Genomic DNA, 18,557 nt, shown 5'->3' with positions numbered 1-18,557 from the left:
AGATGGCTTTGATTTCAATTACTTCTTATATTTATTGACTTCGAACATGAGAATGTTGTTGAATACCACATAATCCTTTTTGCTTTCAAAAGGACCTTTGTTGTTGTCATGCTCGTCAATTTCATAAAACCCGGGACCTTCGCCGGCATCACGCTTTTTGTACCAGGATGGAAAGGTCAGATTACTTCAGCAGTGCGTTGACCAATCTAGTATTTAGAGCTTTAGCACTCAATACTTTTTTCCTATTCATTACATTTTTTTATATTGTTAAAATAAACATACTTATTTGAGAAGGGAGTGAACCTTTCTGGGCAAAATACTTGATGCAAAAGCACTAACCAGTGCCATGGATATAAGATCAAAACACTATCAGGCACTCCGCGAACACATGGTAGATTTAAAAAAGGCGCTACAAGGCGTGGCAAACCTCGGTGATGATTTCACTGGGAAAGGTGCCGATAACATTAAAAGTTTCTATAAAGAGCTGGCTGGAAATGTGGACATGTTTATCAGCTTCATTGATAAGCAAAAAGCCTTTCATGAAGGGGTTTCAGGTACACTGGATGATACAAACTTTGGCGGCGACACTTTTGTAGAAGAACACTTTTTAGACAATGCTGTACATATGGGTATCAAAAACGCTAAAAGCATTGTAAAAGATCAAAAAAAGGCACTGAAAACCATTTTTCAAGACATTGATGACCTCATTTCTTTGGAGGTATTTGATAGCCAAACCTTTGATGAAAAAATCGCAGATGCGGAAGATGAAAGAAAAAAGACATTAAAAGATCTACGAGAGCTTGATCAACATTTAAAAGATGAATATGCTTTGTCAGAGACCGAACAGCAGGCTACAATGGCATTGTACGCAGAAATGATGAATGCGACAAATGACGGAAAATCCATTTCACCTATGAATTTTGACAAGAAAGCGTATCAAAATAGCGAAATCTACAAGGCAAAAAGCGATATTCAAAAGCAAACGTCTGAATATCTGAAAATCAAAAAAGATCAAGAAGAAGCTCGCAAGATCGCAAAGGAACAAGAAGCCCTTGCCAACCGTCCTTGGTATGAAAAAGCACTAGATTATGGCGGAAATATCGTCAACGAGCTGACCGGCGTAAACGATGCAAAACGTGCCGCAACAGGCGTTGACCCGATCACAGGTGAAGAACTCACCGCAGGCCAGCGAGTCGCTGCAGGAGGCATGGCAGCAGCGGGCTATATCCCAATCGTCGGCTGGGCAGGCCGTATTTTCAAAGGCGGCAAAGCTGTCTATAAAACGACTCAAGCCACGTCCGCCGCAGTGAGAGCGGTTGACGTTTACAAAACATCACAAAAATCCTTTGACGCCTTAAAAACATCCCAAAAAGGTTTATACGGCCTCACCGCGACCAACGGCTTCAGCGAAGCGATTACAGGCCGAGACATGTTTGGAAATAAGATCTCGAAAGAACAACAGGAAGCGAGTATGAATGCGGCGTTGGGGATGCTTTTGCCGTTTGGGGCAAAAGGGTTTCATGGGAAGATAGGAATTAAAAATACTGGTAAATCTACAAAGAATACCACAACATTATGGGATATTAAAACTACAGCAGATAAAACAATAAAATACAAATTTAACGGCGATACAGTTACTGCTTACCGAGATCCAAAAACAGGTTTGTGGTGGGCTAAAGATACAACTGGTCATGGAAATTCCGCTTTTAAAGTATTCAAGGAAGCAAAAGGTGGAAAAGAACTTCATTGGGTTGCTGATAGTGATAAATATGGAAATTACATGATCAATAAACATAAAAGTTCAACCGGAACTGTCATCAAAATAAAATAACAAAAGGTGATTATACATGTCTTTAACAAAAACTGAGGCTGAAAAACTATTTAAGTTAGGATTTAAAAGGCCTGAGTATGCTGATGAAGTGTACCCACAAGATATTTACGAATACAAAGATGCCACTTGGGCGATTGGCGGAAGAATTGTTCCATCAACAACTCTATTATGTAAGGAAGATGTATTTAAAGAAGGAATATGGATTCCGTCAATGACGGATTTATTTACTTGGTTAGAAGAGATGGATTGTGAATTTCACCTATCATATGATGGGTTAAGCTATAAGGTTGAGGTTTCTACTAGCGATGAGCAGAGATTCAAAGGAAAAGGCACCTCCGTTGAAATGAGTTTATTTAAAGTTATTTGCAAAATACTTCAAACATTTGGAGGTGCACCGGTACAAAAAAATTATGAAATTATTGAAGTAGATGTTATAGAGAAAGATGAACTTTAGCCTCTCATTAAGAAATATAAAAAACTTTTACAAAATCAGTGTGAGGAAATGTAGACCCATATAGATAATATAGAAATAAAAGGATAAGATGAGCTTTCAGTAAATATTAGCTCATCTTTTTCTATACAAATTTATTTTAAATATAAGATTTTACGAATTGTGAAAGTAAAAATAACGTATACATTTAAAATTTGACTAAAAACAATACCCGTATTGGTAAAGTTGAAGGTGTAGAAGACCATTATTATTTTGAAAGAAGAAACAATAAATAACCCAAACGAGGAGTATCCAAATGATTAGAGAAGAAAAATTTATGAACCCACAAGCGATGTCTCAAATTTTTGGGGAGATTCCACAATTTAAAAATGCAGAGATCATGAATGTTGATTTAAACAGAGATGGTCCTACCCTATTTATAAGACTAATGACAAAAGACTCCGTGAAAAATAAACCTAAACGTTGGAGAGATTTTGATGTTGTCTACGTTGAATTATCATTCATTGGTGTAACGGATTTAAAAATTAATCACTTAGGAAATAATAATATAATTGATCATTTTGAGATTAGCACAACAGGGGATGAAGGGTTACTAAAAATAAATTGTAAGAATCAAATGCAAATCGAAACCATATTTGATTGGGCAAGAGTTGAACAAATTTCACCAGGGCTAATTGGTTCTTAAAATCGTTTCGCAGTACGAAAGTGGCTGAAGCCACTTTCGTATAAAACCTCATTATACGTTTCATGATATCTATGAATACACTGAATTTATCATCAAAGAACACAAAGAACCCATGATTTCATGGGTTTCTCATCAGTCCATGATTAGAAAATCCGTCACAAGGCAAGCCGGTTCCCCGTTTTCATCCAGCCCCAAAAGCTTGGATACATTCCGTTGCCGAAGCCTGTTGTAAACATGGCAATGTCCACTTGTCATGAAAACTTGTGATGAGCCAGTCCCATGTGTACTTGTAGTTTTGCTCAAGTGCTTCTGCAAATTCCTCATAAAAATAAAAATCATTGTCTTCTTTATATCGCTTATCCTCATAAACTTGTAAATATAGTGCTGCTTCAGCATCCATGAAACAGCCCATACCCGTATTTACACCATAGCCGTAGAACTCGTCTTCTTTCAAATGTTTGAGTTCCTGTCCTGCTCTTGTGGCAAGCTCCCATTCTATTGCTTGCTCATTTTGTAAACTTGATCATTGCATAGGCTACGCGTTCGTCACCGCTTTCTAACCGCTTAACTACAAGTAGAATAGGATATTTCCCTAGAGCCACCTTCCTCGTAAAAGATTGGTCCCCTTCTGAGTAGTTTGTCTCTTCATCTTTATATAATAGGTGTGCGGGATTTATGTTGTACATGGGTATGATGAATTTAGTTATTTCTCTATTTTATCTTTATTCCTGTTGAATCTATCAATAAGTGTATTGTTACTTTTTAGGAAGGCAGTAAACACTTAAATCATCATTATTCATTAAATACAAAATTTGATTATTATTTACTAATTTATTAGATTGAATTGAATGTGATGGTGTGTTTAATTTGAGAAAAGGCATGCTAAAAATTATGTCTGCATTTGGAATAAGTTCTATTATCGTTTTATTGGTTCCTCTTCTCTTTCATCATTTTTTATTGTTTGTCTCTCTACAATTAATTTGATATCATTAATCGCAGTTATACTATGAAAACAAATTAATTAAATCTAAAATAAAATATGAGAAGGTCATTAAGTGACAAAGCAAATCAAGCCATCCAACATGTTATTAATTGCTTTATCCATTGCTATTATTTCCCTTGTGATGATCTTAGGGAAAATTGATACACCTGTAACCAATGTTTTATTTTATATTGTAGCTCTCGGTATTATGGGGTTCGTTGTTTCAAGCTTAGTAAAAGACTACAAAAAAAGACAGGGAGCTGTCGTTTATGCAGCTCCCTGTCTTTTTTTGACCTCTCACTCGGATTAGTGTTGTAAGATAAATAACCGTTAAAAAATCCGCTCTCCCCCCCCCCCGCTCCCAAAAGACTAATTTGAAGCAAAAAAAAACGAATGTAAGTTCCAATAAACAAAAGAGCCTGAAACCCTTAATAAGAAAGGATTTCAGGCTCTTTTATTAGTACGTCCCAGGAGAGATTCGAACTCCCGACCGACGGCTTAGAAGGCCGTTGCTCTATCCTGCTGAGCTACTGGGACATGTTGTTATGTAGCGTGCTGAGCTGTATTACCTCAACGACAAGATTTATTATATTACTATTGTTCTTTAAAGTCAACGGTTTTTCGAAAGTTTTTTCATAAGGGGCAAATGCTGCACCCTTATGAAATACCTTCCAATGTGACAGTGTTTTCGAGGTCTTGTATGACGTGACCTTCGTCCGTGTAAAATTGCACGTTTGCTTCGCTTCCATCTAGTGTCAGTATAGCATAGCTGCGCTCTTTGCGCACTCTTGGTAGGTGCACGCTGCCAGGGTTAATGAGCAGCTTTCCTCTTAGCAGTTCACTGCCTGGGATGTGCGAATGGCCAAAGCAGATAATGTCTGCGCCTAGCTCTTCTGCACGGTAGTAGACTTGAAGCAAGGATTGTTTGATGCCATGCAGATGTCCGTGAGTGAGAAATAGTTTTCCGCCTCCATCCAGTGGGAGCAGGAGTTCTTCTTCAAAATCGCCCATAAAGTCACAATTTCCTTTGACGACTTTGTATCCTTCGAGTGCTGGATGGTTCGTTTCGAGTTCTGAGTCTCCGCAGTGAATCATCATGTCTACTTCAGCTTTATGCCGTTTGGCAATGGTTTGAAGCTCGTCTGTGAGTCCATGACTGTCACTAATGATGAGTATCTTCATGGCTTCATTCCCCCTTATTCATTTGCGTCTAGCAGTGATGAAAGCTTTTGAAGCGCGACCGCTCGATGGCTGATCTTGTTTTTCTCCTCTGGTGATAGCTCGGCCATCGTCTGGTCTTTGTCTTTGACGATGAAAATTGGGTCGTATCCGAAGCCGTTGTCTCCACTTGGTTCTTCTGCGATGAAGCCTTCTACTGATCCTTCTACCGTCTTTGTTTCTTTGCCCGGTATGCTGACAGCCAGAGCACATCTGAATCTGGCTGTGCGGTCTTCTTTGTCAATGCCTGTAAGCTCGCTCAGTACTTTTTTGACATTCTCAGCATCGTTTTTATGCTCGCCCGCATATCTCGCTGAATAGACGCCCGGTTTCCCGCCAAGATAATCAATTGATAGACCGGAATCGTCTGCAATCACCATTTCACCTGCTTTGGCCTGAATCGCCTCGGCTTTGATGACCGCATTTTCTTCAAAGGTATGTCCTGTTTCTTCAATCTCTTCTGTAAAGCCAATGTCTGCTAGTGTTTTGACCGTGAACCCCTTTGGCTCAAGAATGGCTTTGAATTCTTTCGCTTTGCCCTGATTGTGCGTTGCGATGATGGCTGTTTTCATCTTGATCAAACCCTTCTCTTTATTCGAGGACGTTTCCTGTCACTGCTTTTTGCTTTTCGATTAGTTCTTTGATGCCTTTTTCCGCTAAGTCAAGCAGTCCGTTTAGCTGTTCTCTTGAAAATGTCGCTTCTTCGCCTGTGCCTTGAAGCTCAACAAAGCGTCCAGCGCCTGTCATAATGACATTCATATCCACTTCAGCTGAAGAATCTTCTTCATAATTTAAATCTAACAGAAGTCCCTGTTCAGAATCAATTCCGACGGATATCGCGGCTAAATAATCAGTGATCGGATTTTCTTTCAAAACGCCTTCTGATTGAAGCTTTTGAATCGCAAGTGTCATGGCGACAAATGCACCTGTGATAGACGCCGTGCGTGTACCGCCGTCTGCTTGAATGACATCACAATCAATCCAAATGGTGCGTTCACCAAGCTTTTCTAAGTCAACGACTGCGCGGAGTGCTCGTCCAATTAAGCGCTGAATTTCCATTGTCCGTCCTGTGACTTTGCCTTTAGAAGATTCTCTCATTGTTCTTTGTGCGGTTGCTCTAGGAAGCATGCTATATTCTGCTGTAATCCAGCCTTTTCCTTCTCCTCTTAAAAAAGGAGGTACGCGGTCTTCGATGGATGCGTTACAAATCACCTTCGTATTTCCCGCTGAGATTAAGACAGAGCCTTCTGGATGCGTAATGTAGCCTGCCTCTATTTCAATTTTTCTTAATTCGTCGTATTGTCTTTCATCTAATCTCATGTTTTACCTCCGTTACAATATACATTCCGCGCGGGTGTCAGCGGGGTTCTCCTACTAACTTTGACAACCTGGATCGGTTCTAATCGCTTGGAATAAAAAAGAGGCAGCGAATGTGCATGCCTCTTTTTCTCCATTATATCAATGTGTGACGTTAAAAACTACCTGTATTCACTTGTTCTGGTCTTGAAACTGGCTTTGTGAGTTCTGTTCCTTTTTCGTTCACAAGCTCTGCCTTTCCGTTTACCTTCACAGACACGCTTTTCACATCTGGCAGCTCTGTTAATGTCAGCACAATGCTATCAAGAACTTTTTGTGAAATGACCTTTTTCTTTTCATCTGCACTGCCAAAAATAGATTCATTGAAATCAAGGGTCACATGGCCGTCTTTTACTTTTGGTTCGTCATTCAGCTTCACATCTCGATCAAAGTCTGTGAGCAAATGGCTTGTTTTGCTTGGCCCAGAGACGAGCTCGTCAATGGCTGCTGTAATTGGATCATCTTCATCTTTCGGGGCTCTTGTTGTGACAGGAACATAGTACGTCTGTTCATCAGATTCAGCTAAATAGTAGACGGTGACTGGCTTTGTCGCCGTCATATCAGCGGCTGCCTCGTTCTGAATATTAATACCGTCCTCCCTGCTTAAATCATCTGAGATCGGTGTCCCATTTACAGGCATTTCTTTTAATTCATGTCCATTCATCTTCAATTTGACTTTGGCTACTGAATCAAACTGTGTTAACGTCCAAGTGACAGATTGCAAAATGCGCTGTTCGTCTTCTTTTTTATAGTTTTTGAACTCATTTGAAAAATCAACCACCGCTGTGCCATCTTTAATATCGACAGATACGCTCGTGTCCGCCGGCAGCACGGCTCTAAATCCATTTGGCATCAGGTTGGAGATCGGCCCACCGTCTACGAGATATTCAAGTGTTTGTTTGGCACTTCCTTCGTTTTTCGGCAGCGGAATGGATTGAGAGACGACATAACCGTTTTTATCAATTAAATATAATTCTCTCATGACTGTATCTGCTTGCTTCTCTTCTTTTCCTTCTTTGGCTGTTTGTTTCTCTTCTTTATTCTCTTTCACAAAAGTGACGTTTTGTGGTGGATCAATCTCTGTTTTCGCTTGGTCTGTTTGAAACAATCCGCATCCTGACAAAAGCATGGCTGACGCAATACACGTAACAGCTGCTGTAGATCCCTTTTTCAGCATACTTCACCCTCCTCTAGTAGTTTGTACTACTATGTATACGAGCTCCTCTAGAGGATTAGACCCTTTTCATAAAAAAATAACCCACTCCAATGAGAAGCGGGTTATTGCTGATATACTTTTTCGAGCGACACGGTTTCGACCTTCCCTGGCAGGTAGCCAAACCAGTCGCGCGCGATATTTTGAAAATTTTGCTGCTGCCCGGTTGTGTAAAATGTATGAACAGGCGCTTCCTGAGAAGCATTTAAAAGCCCTTTATATGAAAGAATTGTACTCGCTTCTCTAGCTGTCTCATCCCCTGATGAAATGATGTTCACACCACTGCCCATGAAGCGCTGAATCGGCTCTTTTAAAATCGGGTAGTGCGTACAGCCAAGAATGAGCGTATCAATTCCTGTTTCTTTCATCGGTTCAAGAGAAGCTTTCACCACTTCATCTGCTGTATGATCTAAAAACGTACCGCTCTCCACAAATGGAACAAGCATCGGACACGCCAGACTTTGAACGGTTAGTCCTGCTTTTAGAGATAACAGCGCTTCTTTATAGGCCTCGCTTTTGATCGTATTGGCTGTGCCGATGACGCCAATATGCTGGTTGTTTGTCACCTTGATCGCAGTGCGGGCTCCAGGCTGGATCACGCCAATGACCGGGATATCAAGCGTTGCTTTAATTTCATCAAGCGCAATCGCCGTCGCTGTATTGCATGCAATAACAAGCATTTTAATATGGTGATGTCTTAATAGGTAGTGCGCCATTTCCCATGTATATTGAAGAACCTCTTCTTCTTCACGCGGGCCGTATGGACACCGTTTTGTATCGCCTACATAGATGATTTTTTCTTTTGGCAGTTGTCTCATGATTTCCTTCGCAACGGTTAAACCGCCTACGCCGGAATCAATAACGCCGATTGGTTGATCCAACAAAATCGCCTCATTTTCTTTTCATTTGCTGCTGTAGTTTCGTTAAAGATTGATTGAAAACGATGGCTTCTTCTTCTGAGAAAGCCCCTAGAAGTTCACTGACGTATTCTTGGCGTTTGACAATCACTTCTTGAATGATCCGCTCGCCTTCAGGCAATAAATGAATGCGAACCACACGACGGTCAGACGGATCTTTGACCCGTTCGACAAGTTCACTTTTTTCCATTCGATCAATTAAATCGGTTGTCGTGCTGCAAGCCAAATACATCTTTTGTGATAGCTCACCTATTGTCATATCTCCGAATTCATAAAGCCACTGGAGCCCTACAAATTGAGGAGGTGTAATCGTATATTGATTTAGAATTTCTCTACCTTTTTGCTTAATAATTGCAGCAATATGGCGCAATGATTTTTCAATTTCTGCAACATGGCCTGACTCATTCGTTTCCATTTTCATTGATACCTCACTATAGCATCTCACTTTGTTTAAAACGTACATTCCTATTTTCCTCGTTTTTCAAAGAAAATGCAAGAAGAGACTCATGGAAACCATATAGAAATAACCGGCTCCTCCCTGGTGCGGAAGGAAAACCGGCTGACGTTAGAGCTCTAGCTCACCCATACGCAGAAGCTCGACTACGGCCTGTGAACGACCTTTGACTCCTAGCTTTTGCATGGCATTCGAAATATGATTTCGAACAGTCTTTTCGCTAATAAAAAGCTCGCTTGCAATTTCTTTTGTTGTTTTATCTTGGACGAGCAATTCAAATACTTCTCTTTCTCTTTTGGTTAATAGCGGCTTGGATTGAAACTCTTTCTCCTTCAAGTATTGTAACCCTCCTTGCTAAGGTGAGAGCTCTAGTCTCTATAGAATGGGATTCTGTATAGTCGAGATATCATATGCCGGGTGCCTGAGGTAGGTGACGTTAAAATCGAGAAATCCCGCAGATCAGCGTCCAATTTCTTACGCTTCAAGCAGTACAAAAAAGAACGAGTCTTATGTAAAGACATCGTCCTTTTTCAAACGGGTCATTAAGTACGATATGTAGCACAAGTGTGACCATGACAGCAATCGTCAGAAAGAAGTTGATCCACATTCAATTGGGTTTCTTCATAGTCTTGACGATATAAGACTAGATGGTTCAGCCTTGTATGAAGCAAGAAGCAGACTATGTTTCGTCTGCTTTTGTCCATTTTAGCGTGGTGCGTCAATATCTCCAGCAGAATGGGCTTTCATATGTCCTTGATCATCTTTTAGCTGCAAATGACCGTCTTGGTTGACCCCGCAGCAAATGCCTTCTTGCCATGTTTGTTTTTCACGATCTAATGAGATACGAAGCGGTTGATTCAAACGGAATAACCGTTTGTTGTAGAGGGAAGTGAGGGTTCCAAATCCTTCATGCTGCCAGCGTGTATAGTATTTTTCAAAAGCCGCTGTCAGTTCTGTCACAAGCTTTTCGGCTTTCACCTCTGCAAGCTCTGACAAGCAAATGGTTTTGTACGGGACATGCTCCGGCTTTGTTTCTACATTGATGCCAACACCGATATAGATGGCGCTGCGGTCTGCTTCAATTAATGTGCCAGATACTTTTGCTTCATTAATCAGAATATCATTTGGCCATTTGATTGCCAGCCGGTCCTCTGCTCTCATGAGTGGTTTGAGTACATCATAAATCGCTAGTGCCGTCATTGGGGCAATCGTTGATTGGGTAGAGAGATCTTTTGGCGGCTTTACCGTCATGGTAACAGCCACATTCCCTGTAGGTGTTTCCCACGGTCTGCCCAGCCTGCCTCTTCCTGCTGTCTGCTGACGGGCATAAACAGCAAATAAAGGCGTTTCTCCTTGCTGTATGAGCCTTTTCGCTTCATTATTTGTACTATCAATGGTGTCATATTGAAAAATCTTCATGTGATCTCCTTTTGTTTCTTCTTGATATAATCCTTTTATTATAACAAAACGACGCATACGCCCATGATTCTTTAATTTCGTTGAGCCTGAAATGTCTCTTTTTCTTCTTTCGTAAATGGAACAGATGCACCTGTTTCTTTGCTAATTTGCACCATTGTCACAGAGCCCGTAAAGCACGGTTCCTGCAGTTCATTTTCTCCTAAGTAATGCAGGATGAGTGAGCTAGATCCAACCTTTTCAGGCTTTACATACACACGCAGCCTCTCTCCGATCTCCACCTGCTTGATGTAATCGCATTGCAGGTTTGCCACGACTGTGATGGTCTCTTTGACCCGCTTCATTCGTTTGTCCACAAGTCCCGTTTTTTGAAAAAAGGCAATCCGTGCCTCTTCGAAATACACGAAAGGGGTGACATTGTTCATGTGACCAAACATATCCGTTTCTGAAAAACGGACGGTTGTTTCCACATAAAATCGAAACGATGCCCTCCACTCTTCAAACGGTTCTTCAATATATGACGGCATTCTCATTTGACCCACTCCTTATTCGCAAACAAACGCCTCTCCCGTATTGGAAGAGGCGTTTGTTATGTTTTTTGCATCCAGCCTCTTGTAAACACTCATCATGATTGGCAAGGAGGACTGAATGTGATGTTATTCTGCATGATCGCTTCCGAAGAAGTTACGGAAAGCTTGTAATGTTGTATCTCGGTTAAGTGCTGCAATTGATGTTGTGAGCGGGATTCCTTTTGGACAAGCCTGCACACAGTTTTGGGAGTTCCCGCAGTTGGCAAGACCGCCATCACCCATAATCTCTTCTAGACGTTCAGACTTATTCATCGCACCTGTCGGATGTGCGTTAAATAGACGAACTTGCGAAAGCGGTGCAGGGCCCATAAAGGAAGACTTATCATTTACGTTTGGACAAGCTTCAAGGCAGACACCACATGTCATACACTTCGAAAGCTCATACGCCCATTGACGCTTTTTCTCGGGCATTCTTGGTCCAGGTCCAAGATCATATGTGCCATCGATTGGCACCCATGCTTTGACTTTTTTCAAGGAATTGAACATACGGCTTCGATCAACTTGCAAGTCTCTGACAACCGGGAAAGTTTTCATCGGCTGAAGACGAATCGGCTGCTCTAACTGATCGATCAGTGCTGTACATGACTGACGAGGCTTTCCATTAATGACCATGGAACAAGCGCCGCATACCTCTTCAAGACAATTCATATCCCAGTTAATAGCCGTTGTTTTTTCACCTTTTTTATTGACCGGGTTCCGTCTAATTTCCATGAGTGCGGAAATGACGTTCATATTCGGACGATATGGGATTTCGAATTCCTCATCATAAGGCTTGCCATCTGCTGTATCTTGACGTGTGATAATAAATTGAATCGTGTTTTGTTCACTCATCTTATTTCTCCACCTTTTTCTTCGAGTAATCTCGTTTACGAGGTGCAATTAACGATACATCGACGTCCTCATAGTGGAATGCAGGCTTTTGGTTTTTCCCTTTGAACGTAGCCATCGTTGTTTTTAGGAATTCTTCATCGTTTCTTTCTGGGAATTCCGGTTTATAGTGTGCGCCTCGGCTTTCATTCCGGTTGTATGCCCCGATCGTAATGACTCGTGCCAGCTGAAGCATGTTGTCAAGCTGACGTGTGAAGGCAGCGCCTTGGTTGCTCCATGATGCCGTATCGTTGATGTTGATATGCTTATATCGCTCCATCAGTTCTTCAATCTTCTGATCTGTTTTTAAGAGTTTGTCATTGTAACGAACCACTGTAACGTTATCCGTCATCCATTCTCCAAGCTCTTTATGAAGCACATAAGCATTTTCTGTGCCATCCATGCTAAGGATGTTGTCCCATTTCTCCTGCTCTTTCTTCACGGCGCTGTCAAATGTTGTAGAAGATAGGTCTTCTGCAGACTTTTCAAGACCGCTAATGTATTTCACAGCATTTGGTCCAGCGACCATTCCGCCATAAATCGCAGAAAGCAATGAGTTTGCACCAAGTCTGTTTCCCCCGTGCATAGAATAATCACATTCTCCGGCAGCGAACAAGCCTTTGATATTCGTCATTTGATCATAATCGACCCATAATCCGCCCATTGAGTAGTGAACAGCAGGGAAAATTTTCATCGGAAGCTTGCGCGGGTCATCACCCATGAATTTTTCATAGATTTCAATGATTCCGCCAAGCTTAATATCAAGCTCTTTTGGATCTTTGTGAGAAAGGTCAAGGTATACCATGTTTTCTCCATTGATTCCTAGCTTTTGCTCAACACATACGTCGAAAATTTCACGCGTTGCAATGTCACGCGGTACAAGGTTCCCGTACGCTGGGTATTTTTCTTCAAGGAAGTACCAAGGCTTCCCGTCCTTATATGTCCAAACACGTCCACCTTCACCACGAGCTGATTCACTCATGAGACGAAGTTTATCATCTCCTGGGATCGCTGTTGGGTGAATTTGAATGAATTCTCCATTTGCATAATGTGCACCTTGCTGATAAACGATAGATGCAGCTGATCCGGTATTAATCATAGAGTTCGTTGATTTACCGAAGACGATTCCAGGGCCACCTGTTGCCATGATAACAGCATCTGAACGGAAGGATTCGATTTCCATTGTCGTCAAGTTCTGCGCGACAATGCCTCGGCAGACTTCCTCGTCATCTAAGACAGCGCCAAGGAATTCCCATCCTTCATATTTCGTGACAAGCCCTGCTACTTCATAGCGGCGAACCTGCTCATCCAGTGCGTATAACAGCTGCTGACCTGTTGTGGCACCAGCATATGCTGTACGGTGGTGCTGTGTTCCCCCGAAGCGGCGGAAGTCCAGTAATCCCTCTGGTGTTCTGTTAAACATCACACCCATACGATCGAGTAAGTGGATAATGGACGGTGCTGCTTCACACATTGCCTTTACTGGCGGCTGGTTAGCTAAGAAATCTCCGCCGTAAACCGTATCATCAAAATGCTCATATGGTGAATCCCCTTCACCTTTTGTATTCACCGCTCCGTTAATTCCGCCCTGTGCACACACAGAATGTGAACGTTTCACAGGTACGATTGAAAATAGTTTAACAGCTGTTCCCGCTTCTGCTGCTTTGATAGTTGCCATGAGACCAGCTAAGCCGCCTCCGACAACGATGATGCTAGAATTACTCATTGTAGCCCCTCTCCCTCTTCTACTAATCTATTTCCTCTTAAACAAAAGCGAAAATTGCTCTTAGCCCTACATATGAAAGCGCTATAAATATACCTAATGTCACATATGTGGAGATTCTTTGTGAGCGTGGTGAAACCGTAATTCCCCAGCTGACAGCAAATGACCACAAGCCATTAGCAAAGTGGAAAATAGTAGATAAAACGCCGACAATATAGAAACCTAGCATAAATGGAGAGCTTAAAATATTCGCCATCATGTCATAGTTTACTTCTGCTCCAAGCTGCGCTTGAATACGTGTTTCCCATACGTGCCAGGTGACAAAAATCAATGTAATGATACCTGTAATCCGCTGCAGTCTGAATAACCAGTTTCTTAAGTAATTGAAGCGAGACGTGTTGTTTTGTGCCGTAAAGGCTATGTACACCCCATAAACAGCATGATAGATCAGTGGTAAGAAAATCACGAACAGCTCAAGTGCATATCTGAACGGAAGCTGTTCCATAAAGTGTGCAGCTTTGTTAAACGCCTCTGGTCCATTCGTCGCAAAGTGGTTAATCACTAAGTGCTGCACTAAAAATAGACCGACCGGAATGACGCCAAGCAAAGAATGCAATCTCCGATAAAAAAATTCTTTGTTCCCCGACATTACTTTACCCCCTAGTAAAAAAAGTGCAATTGCTTGAAAATTGTCTTACCCCCGCTTCTTTCAAATGTAAGCACTTTATTCAAATTTATTGACAATTTCATTTTACTCCTATGTCAAAAAAGCGTCAAGAAACCGCGTACATAAATTAAAATTTTCCGAAATTTAAAAGTTTTAAATCAAAATTCGTTTTATTACAATAAGAATTTCTTAGACTTCTAGGGAAAACTCTGTCATCATATGCCCACATAAGCTATAATAAATTGTTGAAAGAGGGGAGCCGTACAATGAATAAATTTGAATCTAACTTAGAACAGCTAAAAGAAATTGAAGTCAATGGATTTGCCTACGAGCTGATACGCGAAGTTCTGCTGCCTGACATTCTTGGTCAGGATCATTCCTCTATGATGTATTTTGCGGGTAAGCTGCTTGCTCGTAAATTTCCTCAAGAGTCATGGGAGAAGATCCCCGAATTTTTCCATGATGCCGGATGGGGAACTCTCACGATGGTCCATTCTAAAAAACAGGAAATTGAGTTTGAGCTCGAAGGTCCACTTATAACGAATCGACTCACCTATCAAAAGGAGCCATGCTTTCAAATGGAAGCAGGTTTTATTGCTGAACAGATTCAGCTTCTCAATGAGTACGTGGCTGAATCCTATGAACAAGTAAAAAAGCGTGCTGATAAAGTCATTTTAACCGTTAAATGGGATTTAAGAGACCCTAGCTAACACTCTTTATGAAAGGCGAGGACTTCGTGTCACGCCTTTTTTATATGTCCTTCTATCATAGCACACACAGAACCTGGATTTCCCTTCATCAGAAAAACATCTACCCCTATTCGAAGTAGATGCTCCTTGCTCATTTTTTACTTTTTTGATATGCCGTTAAGTATTCCTTCACCTTTTCCGCATCCGGCTTTAACTCGTTCTTTGTTTCAACAAGCGGACTGACTGTGGATGAGGCCTTGTTTTTATGACCTTGATAGAAGTTAACGAATTCCTCTTGATTGATTGAGTAAAGGATGGCTTTTCGTAAATCCTCGCTTTTTGCCACTTCACGTTTAGACGTGTTAAATAATAGATAAGCAACCGCATTGCTCTGATTTTTTTGCAAGGCGAGCTTGCTATCTTTCTCAACCACATCATATTTTGTTTCAGGTATACCATTAAAAATATGAATTTCACCATTTCGAAGTGCAGATAGTGCACTATCAGGATTTTCAATAAATCGAACGGTGACTTGAGAAATGTTTGGCTCGTTCCCTGTGCCTTTCATATATGCAGGGTTTTTATAAAAAACGGCTTCATAATCGTTTTTATACGATAAAATGTATGGTCCGCTCGCAAACAATTGATTGTTATACATTTTCCCTTCTGTGATTGTACGCTGATCACCATATGGGATATCCTTTGCTGGATCAAAGGCATCTATATCATACGTGTTTACACGCTCTATTTGTTTCTTAGAAACAATTCCTGCTGATTGATGGGCTAAATAATTTAATACTTGCGGGAATGGCTCTGTTGTCGTGATCTTTACCACTTGATACGCACCTGCTTGATTGTCTGCATCTTTTTTATCTTTTACGAGCTTTTTCACCTTCTGTTGCACATCTTTTTCTAAATCTTCTTTGATCGTACCACCATTACCTGATATTGCTTTCAGTTCAGATAGATCGGTTACGACCTCTGCGCTTTTAATATGCTCATGTAATGAGTATGTTCGATGATCTGGTACTGCATTTTTATCCTTGGCTCGATTGAGCGAAAAGACCACATCATCAGCACCTACACGTTCGCCCGAATCCACTGCTTTTTTATTCTCCACCCTTGCAAAATGGATATCGTCTCTTAATAAGAAGTAATAATGTGTCTTATCTTTTGCTGCGGCATGATTCCAAGAAAGTGAACCTTTTGATGTGACTGTATCATCATCTGTCAAATTCACAAGTCTTACATACATATTGGTATTCAGTGTATTAATTGATCCATCATTGCCTTTAATCGGGTCAAGCGATGTAAGGGAAGCCAGCGCCTGCTGCGTGATGAGCGGATCTTTATTTCTTTTGGATGAATCGTTAAAATCAATTGATTCCCATGCAACTGCCCGAGATTTAGCCAGACGAACGGTCTTCTCATTGATCACTTCTTTATTCACACCTTGAGCTTTCAATGAATTATAAAGCGGCGCAATATAGGCCTTATCAAAGACTAGACGCTTTTCTAATTCTTGATACGTTTGAATGTATTCGTCAGACGTTTCTGTTGCTGCTGTGTCAATCAATTGATCGATTTGTTTATCTGACAAGATGCTGTTATCAGCACCCGTTTTAAATATACCTCGAACTGCATAATCAGGGTTGCCCGTCACAGTCGTCCAGCTCGAAAGAACGATGTCATAATTCCCCGCATCTTTTTGAGCTGTATAGCTACCGTAATCAGGCTGAATATTCAATTTGACTTTAAGTCCACTCTTAACCAATTGATCTCGTACGATATTCAGGTCATCTTCACTGCTACTCATTCCAAGTAATTCAATCGTTTCTTTCGACGCTTGACTCCCTTCCTCATTTCCTACACTTGACTTTGTATTGACACAGCCTGCTAATACGACAAGCAATATGATGAGCAATGATAATCCACTTTTTTTCATCGTATTTCCCCCTTGTTTTTTACATTTCATCTAATTTTGGATCTAACGCATCCCGTAATGCGTCACCTAAAAAGTTAAATGATAAGACAAGCATGATAATGGCGAGCCCTGGAAAAATTGCTAGATAGGCATGAGATTCTAGATAGGTACTCCCCGCTTTTAATATATTTCCCCATTCCGGAATATGAGGTTCAACGCCAAGTCCCAAGTAACTCAAACTACTTGTTGCAATCACTGCCGACCCAATTGTCAAAGTGGCTTTCACAATCATTGGCGCCAGTGAATTAGGGACAATTTCTTTAAAAATAATAGACCAGTCACTAGCACCTAATGCACGGGCTGAGTGAACATATTCTAAATTAGAAATCATCATGACATTGGCACGCATTGTTCTGGCATAGGTCGGAATCGCTCCTACACTAAGAGCAATGATCAAGTTCACAATATTAGCCCCGAATGCTGCAATGATAGCGATCGCCAGCAATATGCCCGGGATGGCATAAAGAACATCCAGAAGCCGCATAATGACATGATCTGTTTTTGGCGTGTAGTATCCAGCAATCGCCCCCAAAAAACCTCCGATGACGGCTGGAATAAGGGTTGAAATGCAGCCAACGAGTAAAGAAATTCTTGCACCAAAGACAATTTGCGAAAATACATCACGGCCAAATTGATCAGTTCCAAGTGGATAAGCAAGACTTGGTGTTTGCAAAATAGCGCCATATTGATTCTTGACAGCCAAGTCATAATCGAAGGTAAATACACTCCACATTGACAGAGAGAACACAAAACCAATGAACAACAGTCCTAGCATCGCTGCTTGGTTTCTCGTTATTTTCTCCCAGATGGAATGCCATTTTTCAAAACGATATTTTTTGATATGTTCTGTTTGCACCATAAGCTGCATCGCAAGAAGAAGGGCAAATACATTGCCCATCACAGATGAAAGCACAAGGGCAATAGCAAAATATGTTCCCGCTGCCGGTGATACCTTTCTATCCTCCTGCTTGATGACAAACACAAATACTGCCGTATAAAAGAGACCGATAACAAGCAGGGTTAGCATAGCAAGCGGAAAGGAATCCGTTACATAGGGTTTGAATAAGTTGAGAGCCGACAAAGCCACGATCACGATATGATTGATCAGCATGTAATAAGCAAATACATATGCCAGAGATCTTCTTTCTTTTATGAGACTAAAGGCAAAAACGGTGATGATGAGATGACCAGCGAAAAGACTCAACAGCTGCACATAACCTAGACGCCTCGTGAAGGTTTGAATTACACCTGTCTTTTCTAGATCATTCTTCATTTTCCATGTAATACCGACTTGAATAAGTGAAAAGAAAATGTAAATTAAAGATACACTGAACATCATTGGCTTCACTGTTTGATTCGCAATATCAACACTGTTTATAAAGAAAAGAATGGCCATTACAATTGATACAACAGATGTGAATTTTGCGCCAATATACTCGATAGACCTCTTTTTCACGTGATGCTGCTCATGAGAGTGAATTGACTTCATCGTTACTGACATGCCTACACCTACT

Annotated in this window: 20 protein-coding genes, 1 tRNA gene and 2 pseudogenes; 5 read left to right on the top strand and 18 right to left on the bottom strand. The window is 41.1% G+C overall.

Translation table 11 applies throughout. The annotated features are described in order from the left end of the window. Positions 1-18: 18 nt before the first annotated feature. A pseudogene (locus BK049_RS20040) lies at positions 19-174 on the bottom strand (Kelch repeat-containing protein); the annotation flags it as partial. Positions 175-346: 172 nt separating this feature from the next. On the opposite strand from BK049_RS20040, the gene BK049_RS14585 reads away from it, so the two are divergent. From BK049_RS14585 to BK049_RS14575, 3 genes are all read left to right on the top strand, one after another. Continuing rightward, the gene (locus BK049_RS14585) at positions 347-1,831 is read left to right on the top strand and encodes a ribonuclease YeeF family protein (RefSeq protein ID WP_244887353.1); all 1,485 of its coding nucleotides are present in this window, start codon (positions 347-349) and stop codon (positions 1,829-1,831) included. Positions 1,832-1,847: 16 nt separating this feature from the next. Continuing rightward, positions 1,848-2,285, top strand: a complete 438-nt coding sequence (locus BK049_RS14580) for a hypothetical protein (protein WP_071168829.1) — start codon at positions 1,848-1,850, stop codon at positions 2,283-2,285. Positions 2,286-2,577: 292 nt separating this feature from the next. Continuing rightward, entirely contained in the window at positions 2,578-2,967 is a 390-nt protein-coding gene (locus BK049_RS14575) for an immunity 50 family protein (RefSeq protein ID WP_071168828.1), read from the top strand. Between the two features lie 155 nt (positions 2,968-3,122). Here BK049_RS14575 and BK049_RS20185 read toward each other — a convergent pair whose 3' ends face one another. Continuing rightward, complete coding sequence (locus BK049_RS20185) at positions 3,123-3,203, bottom strand: hypothetical protein (protein WP_412096192.1); 81 nt, start codon at positions 3,201-3,203, stop codon at positions 3,123-3,125. 44 nt (positions 3,204-3,247) lie between these two features. Next, positions 3,248-3,469, bottom strand: a pseudogene (locus tag BK049_RS14570) (DUF4241 domain-containing protein); the annotation flags it as partial. Between the two features lie 553 nt (positions 3,470-4,022). Here BK049_RS14570 and BK049_RS14565 point away from each other — a divergent pair. Beyond that, entirely contained in the window at positions 4,023-4,259 is a 237-nt protein-coding gene (locus BK049_RS14565) for a hypothetical protein (protein WP_071168826.1), read from the top strand. A gap of 153 nt (positions 4,260-4,412) precedes the next feature. Here the strand turns inward: BK049_RS14565 and BK049_RS14560 are convergent. The 13 genes from BK049_RS14560 to BK049_RS14500 all read right to left on the bottom strand — a co-directional run bounded on the left by BK049_RS14560 (position 4,413) and on the right by BK049_RS14500 (position 14,352). Beyond that, positions 4,413-4,486: transfer RNA gene (locus BK049_RS14560), tRNA-Arg, on the bottom strand. Between the two features lie 120 nt (positions 4,487-4,606). Then, positions 4,607-5,131, bottom strand: coding sequence for a YfcE family phosphodiesterase (locus BK049_RS14555; protein ID WP_071168825.1), 525 nt, complete (start codon positions 5,129-5,131; stop codon positions 4,607-4,609). A 14-nt stretch (positions 5,132-5,145) separates the two neighbouring features. After that, on the bottom strand, positions 5,146-5,748 hold the full coding sequence (locus BK049_RS14550; protein WP_174549235.1) for an XTP/dITP diphosphatase: 603 nt from the start codon (positions 5,746-5,748) through the stop codon (positions 5,146-5,148). 10 nt (positions 5,749-5,758) lie between these two features. Then, positions 5,759-6,487, bottom strand: a complete 729-nt coding sequence (rph, locus tag BK049_RS14545; RefSeq protein WP_071168824.1) for a ribonuclease PH — start codon at positions 6,485-6,487, stop codon at positions 5,759-5,761. A 151-nt stretch (positions 6,488-6,638) separates the two neighbouring features. Further along, a complete protein-coding gene (locus tag BK049_RS14540; protein ID WP_071168823.1) occupies positions 6,639-7,700 on the bottom strand; it encodes a GerMN domain-containing protein in 1,062 nt (353 codons plus the stop codon). Positions 7,701-7,801: 101 nt separating this feature from the next. After that, positions 7,802-8,620, bottom strand: coding sequence for a glutamate racemase (racE, locus tag BK049_RS14535; protein WP_145939414.1), 819 nt, complete (start codon positions 8,618-8,620; stop codon positions 7,802-7,804). Positions 8,621-8,627: 7 nt separating this feature from the next. Then, positions 8,628-9,068, bottom strand: a complete 441-nt coding sequence (locus BK049_RS14530; RefSeq protein WP_007501606.1) for a MarR family winged helix-turn-helix transcriptional regulator — start codon at positions 9,066-9,068, stop codon at positions 8,628-8,630. A gap of 150 nt (positions 9,069-9,218) precedes the next feature. Next, positions 9,219-9,443 carry a spore germination transcription factor GerE gene (gene gerE, locus BK049_RS14525; protein ID WP_003184172.1) on the bottom strand — a complete coding sequence of 75 codons (225 nt, stop codon included), beginning with the start codon at positions 9,441-9,443 and terminating at the stop codon, positions 9,219-9,221. Positions 9,444-9,812: 369 nt separating this feature from the next. Continuing rightward, entirely contained in the window at positions 9,813-10,526 is a 714-nt protein-coding gene (locus tag BK049_RS14520; RefSeq protein ID WP_034738344.1) for a biotin--[acetyl-CoA-carboxylase] ligase, read from the bottom strand. A 71-nt stretch (positions 10,527-10,597) separates the two neighbouring features. Continuing rightward, entirely contained in the window at positions 10,598-11,056 is a 459-nt protein-coding gene (locus BK049_RS14515; RefSeq protein ID WP_071168821.1) for an acyl-CoA thioesterase, read from the bottom strand. A gap of 123 nt (positions 11,057-11,179) precedes the next feature. Beyond that, on the bottom strand, positions 11,180-11,944 hold the full coding sequence (gene sdhB, locus BK049_RS14510) for a succinate dehydrogenase iron-sulfur subunit (protein WP_071168820.1): 765 nt from the start codon (positions 11,942-11,944) through the stop codon (positions 11,180-11,182). A 1-nt stretch (position 11,945) separates the two neighbouring features. After that, complete coding sequence (gene sdhA / locus BK049_RS14505) at positions 11,946-13,706, bottom strand: succinate dehydrogenase flavoprotein subunit (protein ID WP_008355952.1); 1,761 nt, start codon at positions 13,704-13,706, stop codon at positions 11,946-11,948. A gap of 37 nt (positions 13,707-13,743) precedes the next feature. Next, entirely contained in the window at positions 13,744-14,352 is a 609-nt protein-coding gene (locus tag BK049_RS14500) for a succinate dehydrogenase cytochrome b558 subunit (RefSeq protein WP_008355953.1), read from the bottom strand. A 284-nt stretch (positions 14,353-14,636) separates the two neighbouring features. Between BK049_RS14500 and BK049_RS14495 the strand changes: the two genes are divergently transcribed. Next, a complete protein-coding gene (locus BK049_RS14495; RefSeq protein WP_008355955.1) occupies positions 14,637-15,080 on the top strand; it encodes a YslB family protein in 444 nt (147 codons plus the stop codon). A gap of 130 nt (positions 15,081-15,210) precedes the next feature. Here the strand turns inward: BK049_RS14495 and BK049_RS14490 are convergent, their stop codons facing one another. Then, on the bottom strand, positions 15,211-17,004 hold the full coding sequence (locus BK049_RS14490) for an ABC transporter substrate-binding protein (RefSeq protein ID WP_008355956.1): 1,794 nt from the start codon (positions 17,002-17,004) through the stop codon (positions 15,211-15,213). A gap of 19 nt (positions 17,005-17,023) precedes the next feature. Further along, positions 17,024-18,544, bottom strand: a complete 1,521-nt coding sequence (locus BK049_RS14485) for an ABC transporter permease (RefSeq protein ID WP_008355959.1) — start codon at positions 18,542-18,544, stop codon at positions 17,024-17,026. Positions 18,545-18,557: the final 13 nt, after the last annotated feature.

It is taken from the genome of Bacillus xiamenensis (genome assembly GCF_001857925.1).
Lineage (GTDB): Bacteria > Bacillota > Bacilli > Bacillales > Bacillaceae > Bacillus > Bacillus xiamenensis.
This window is presented reverse-complemented; position numbering and strand designations above follow the sequence as displayed.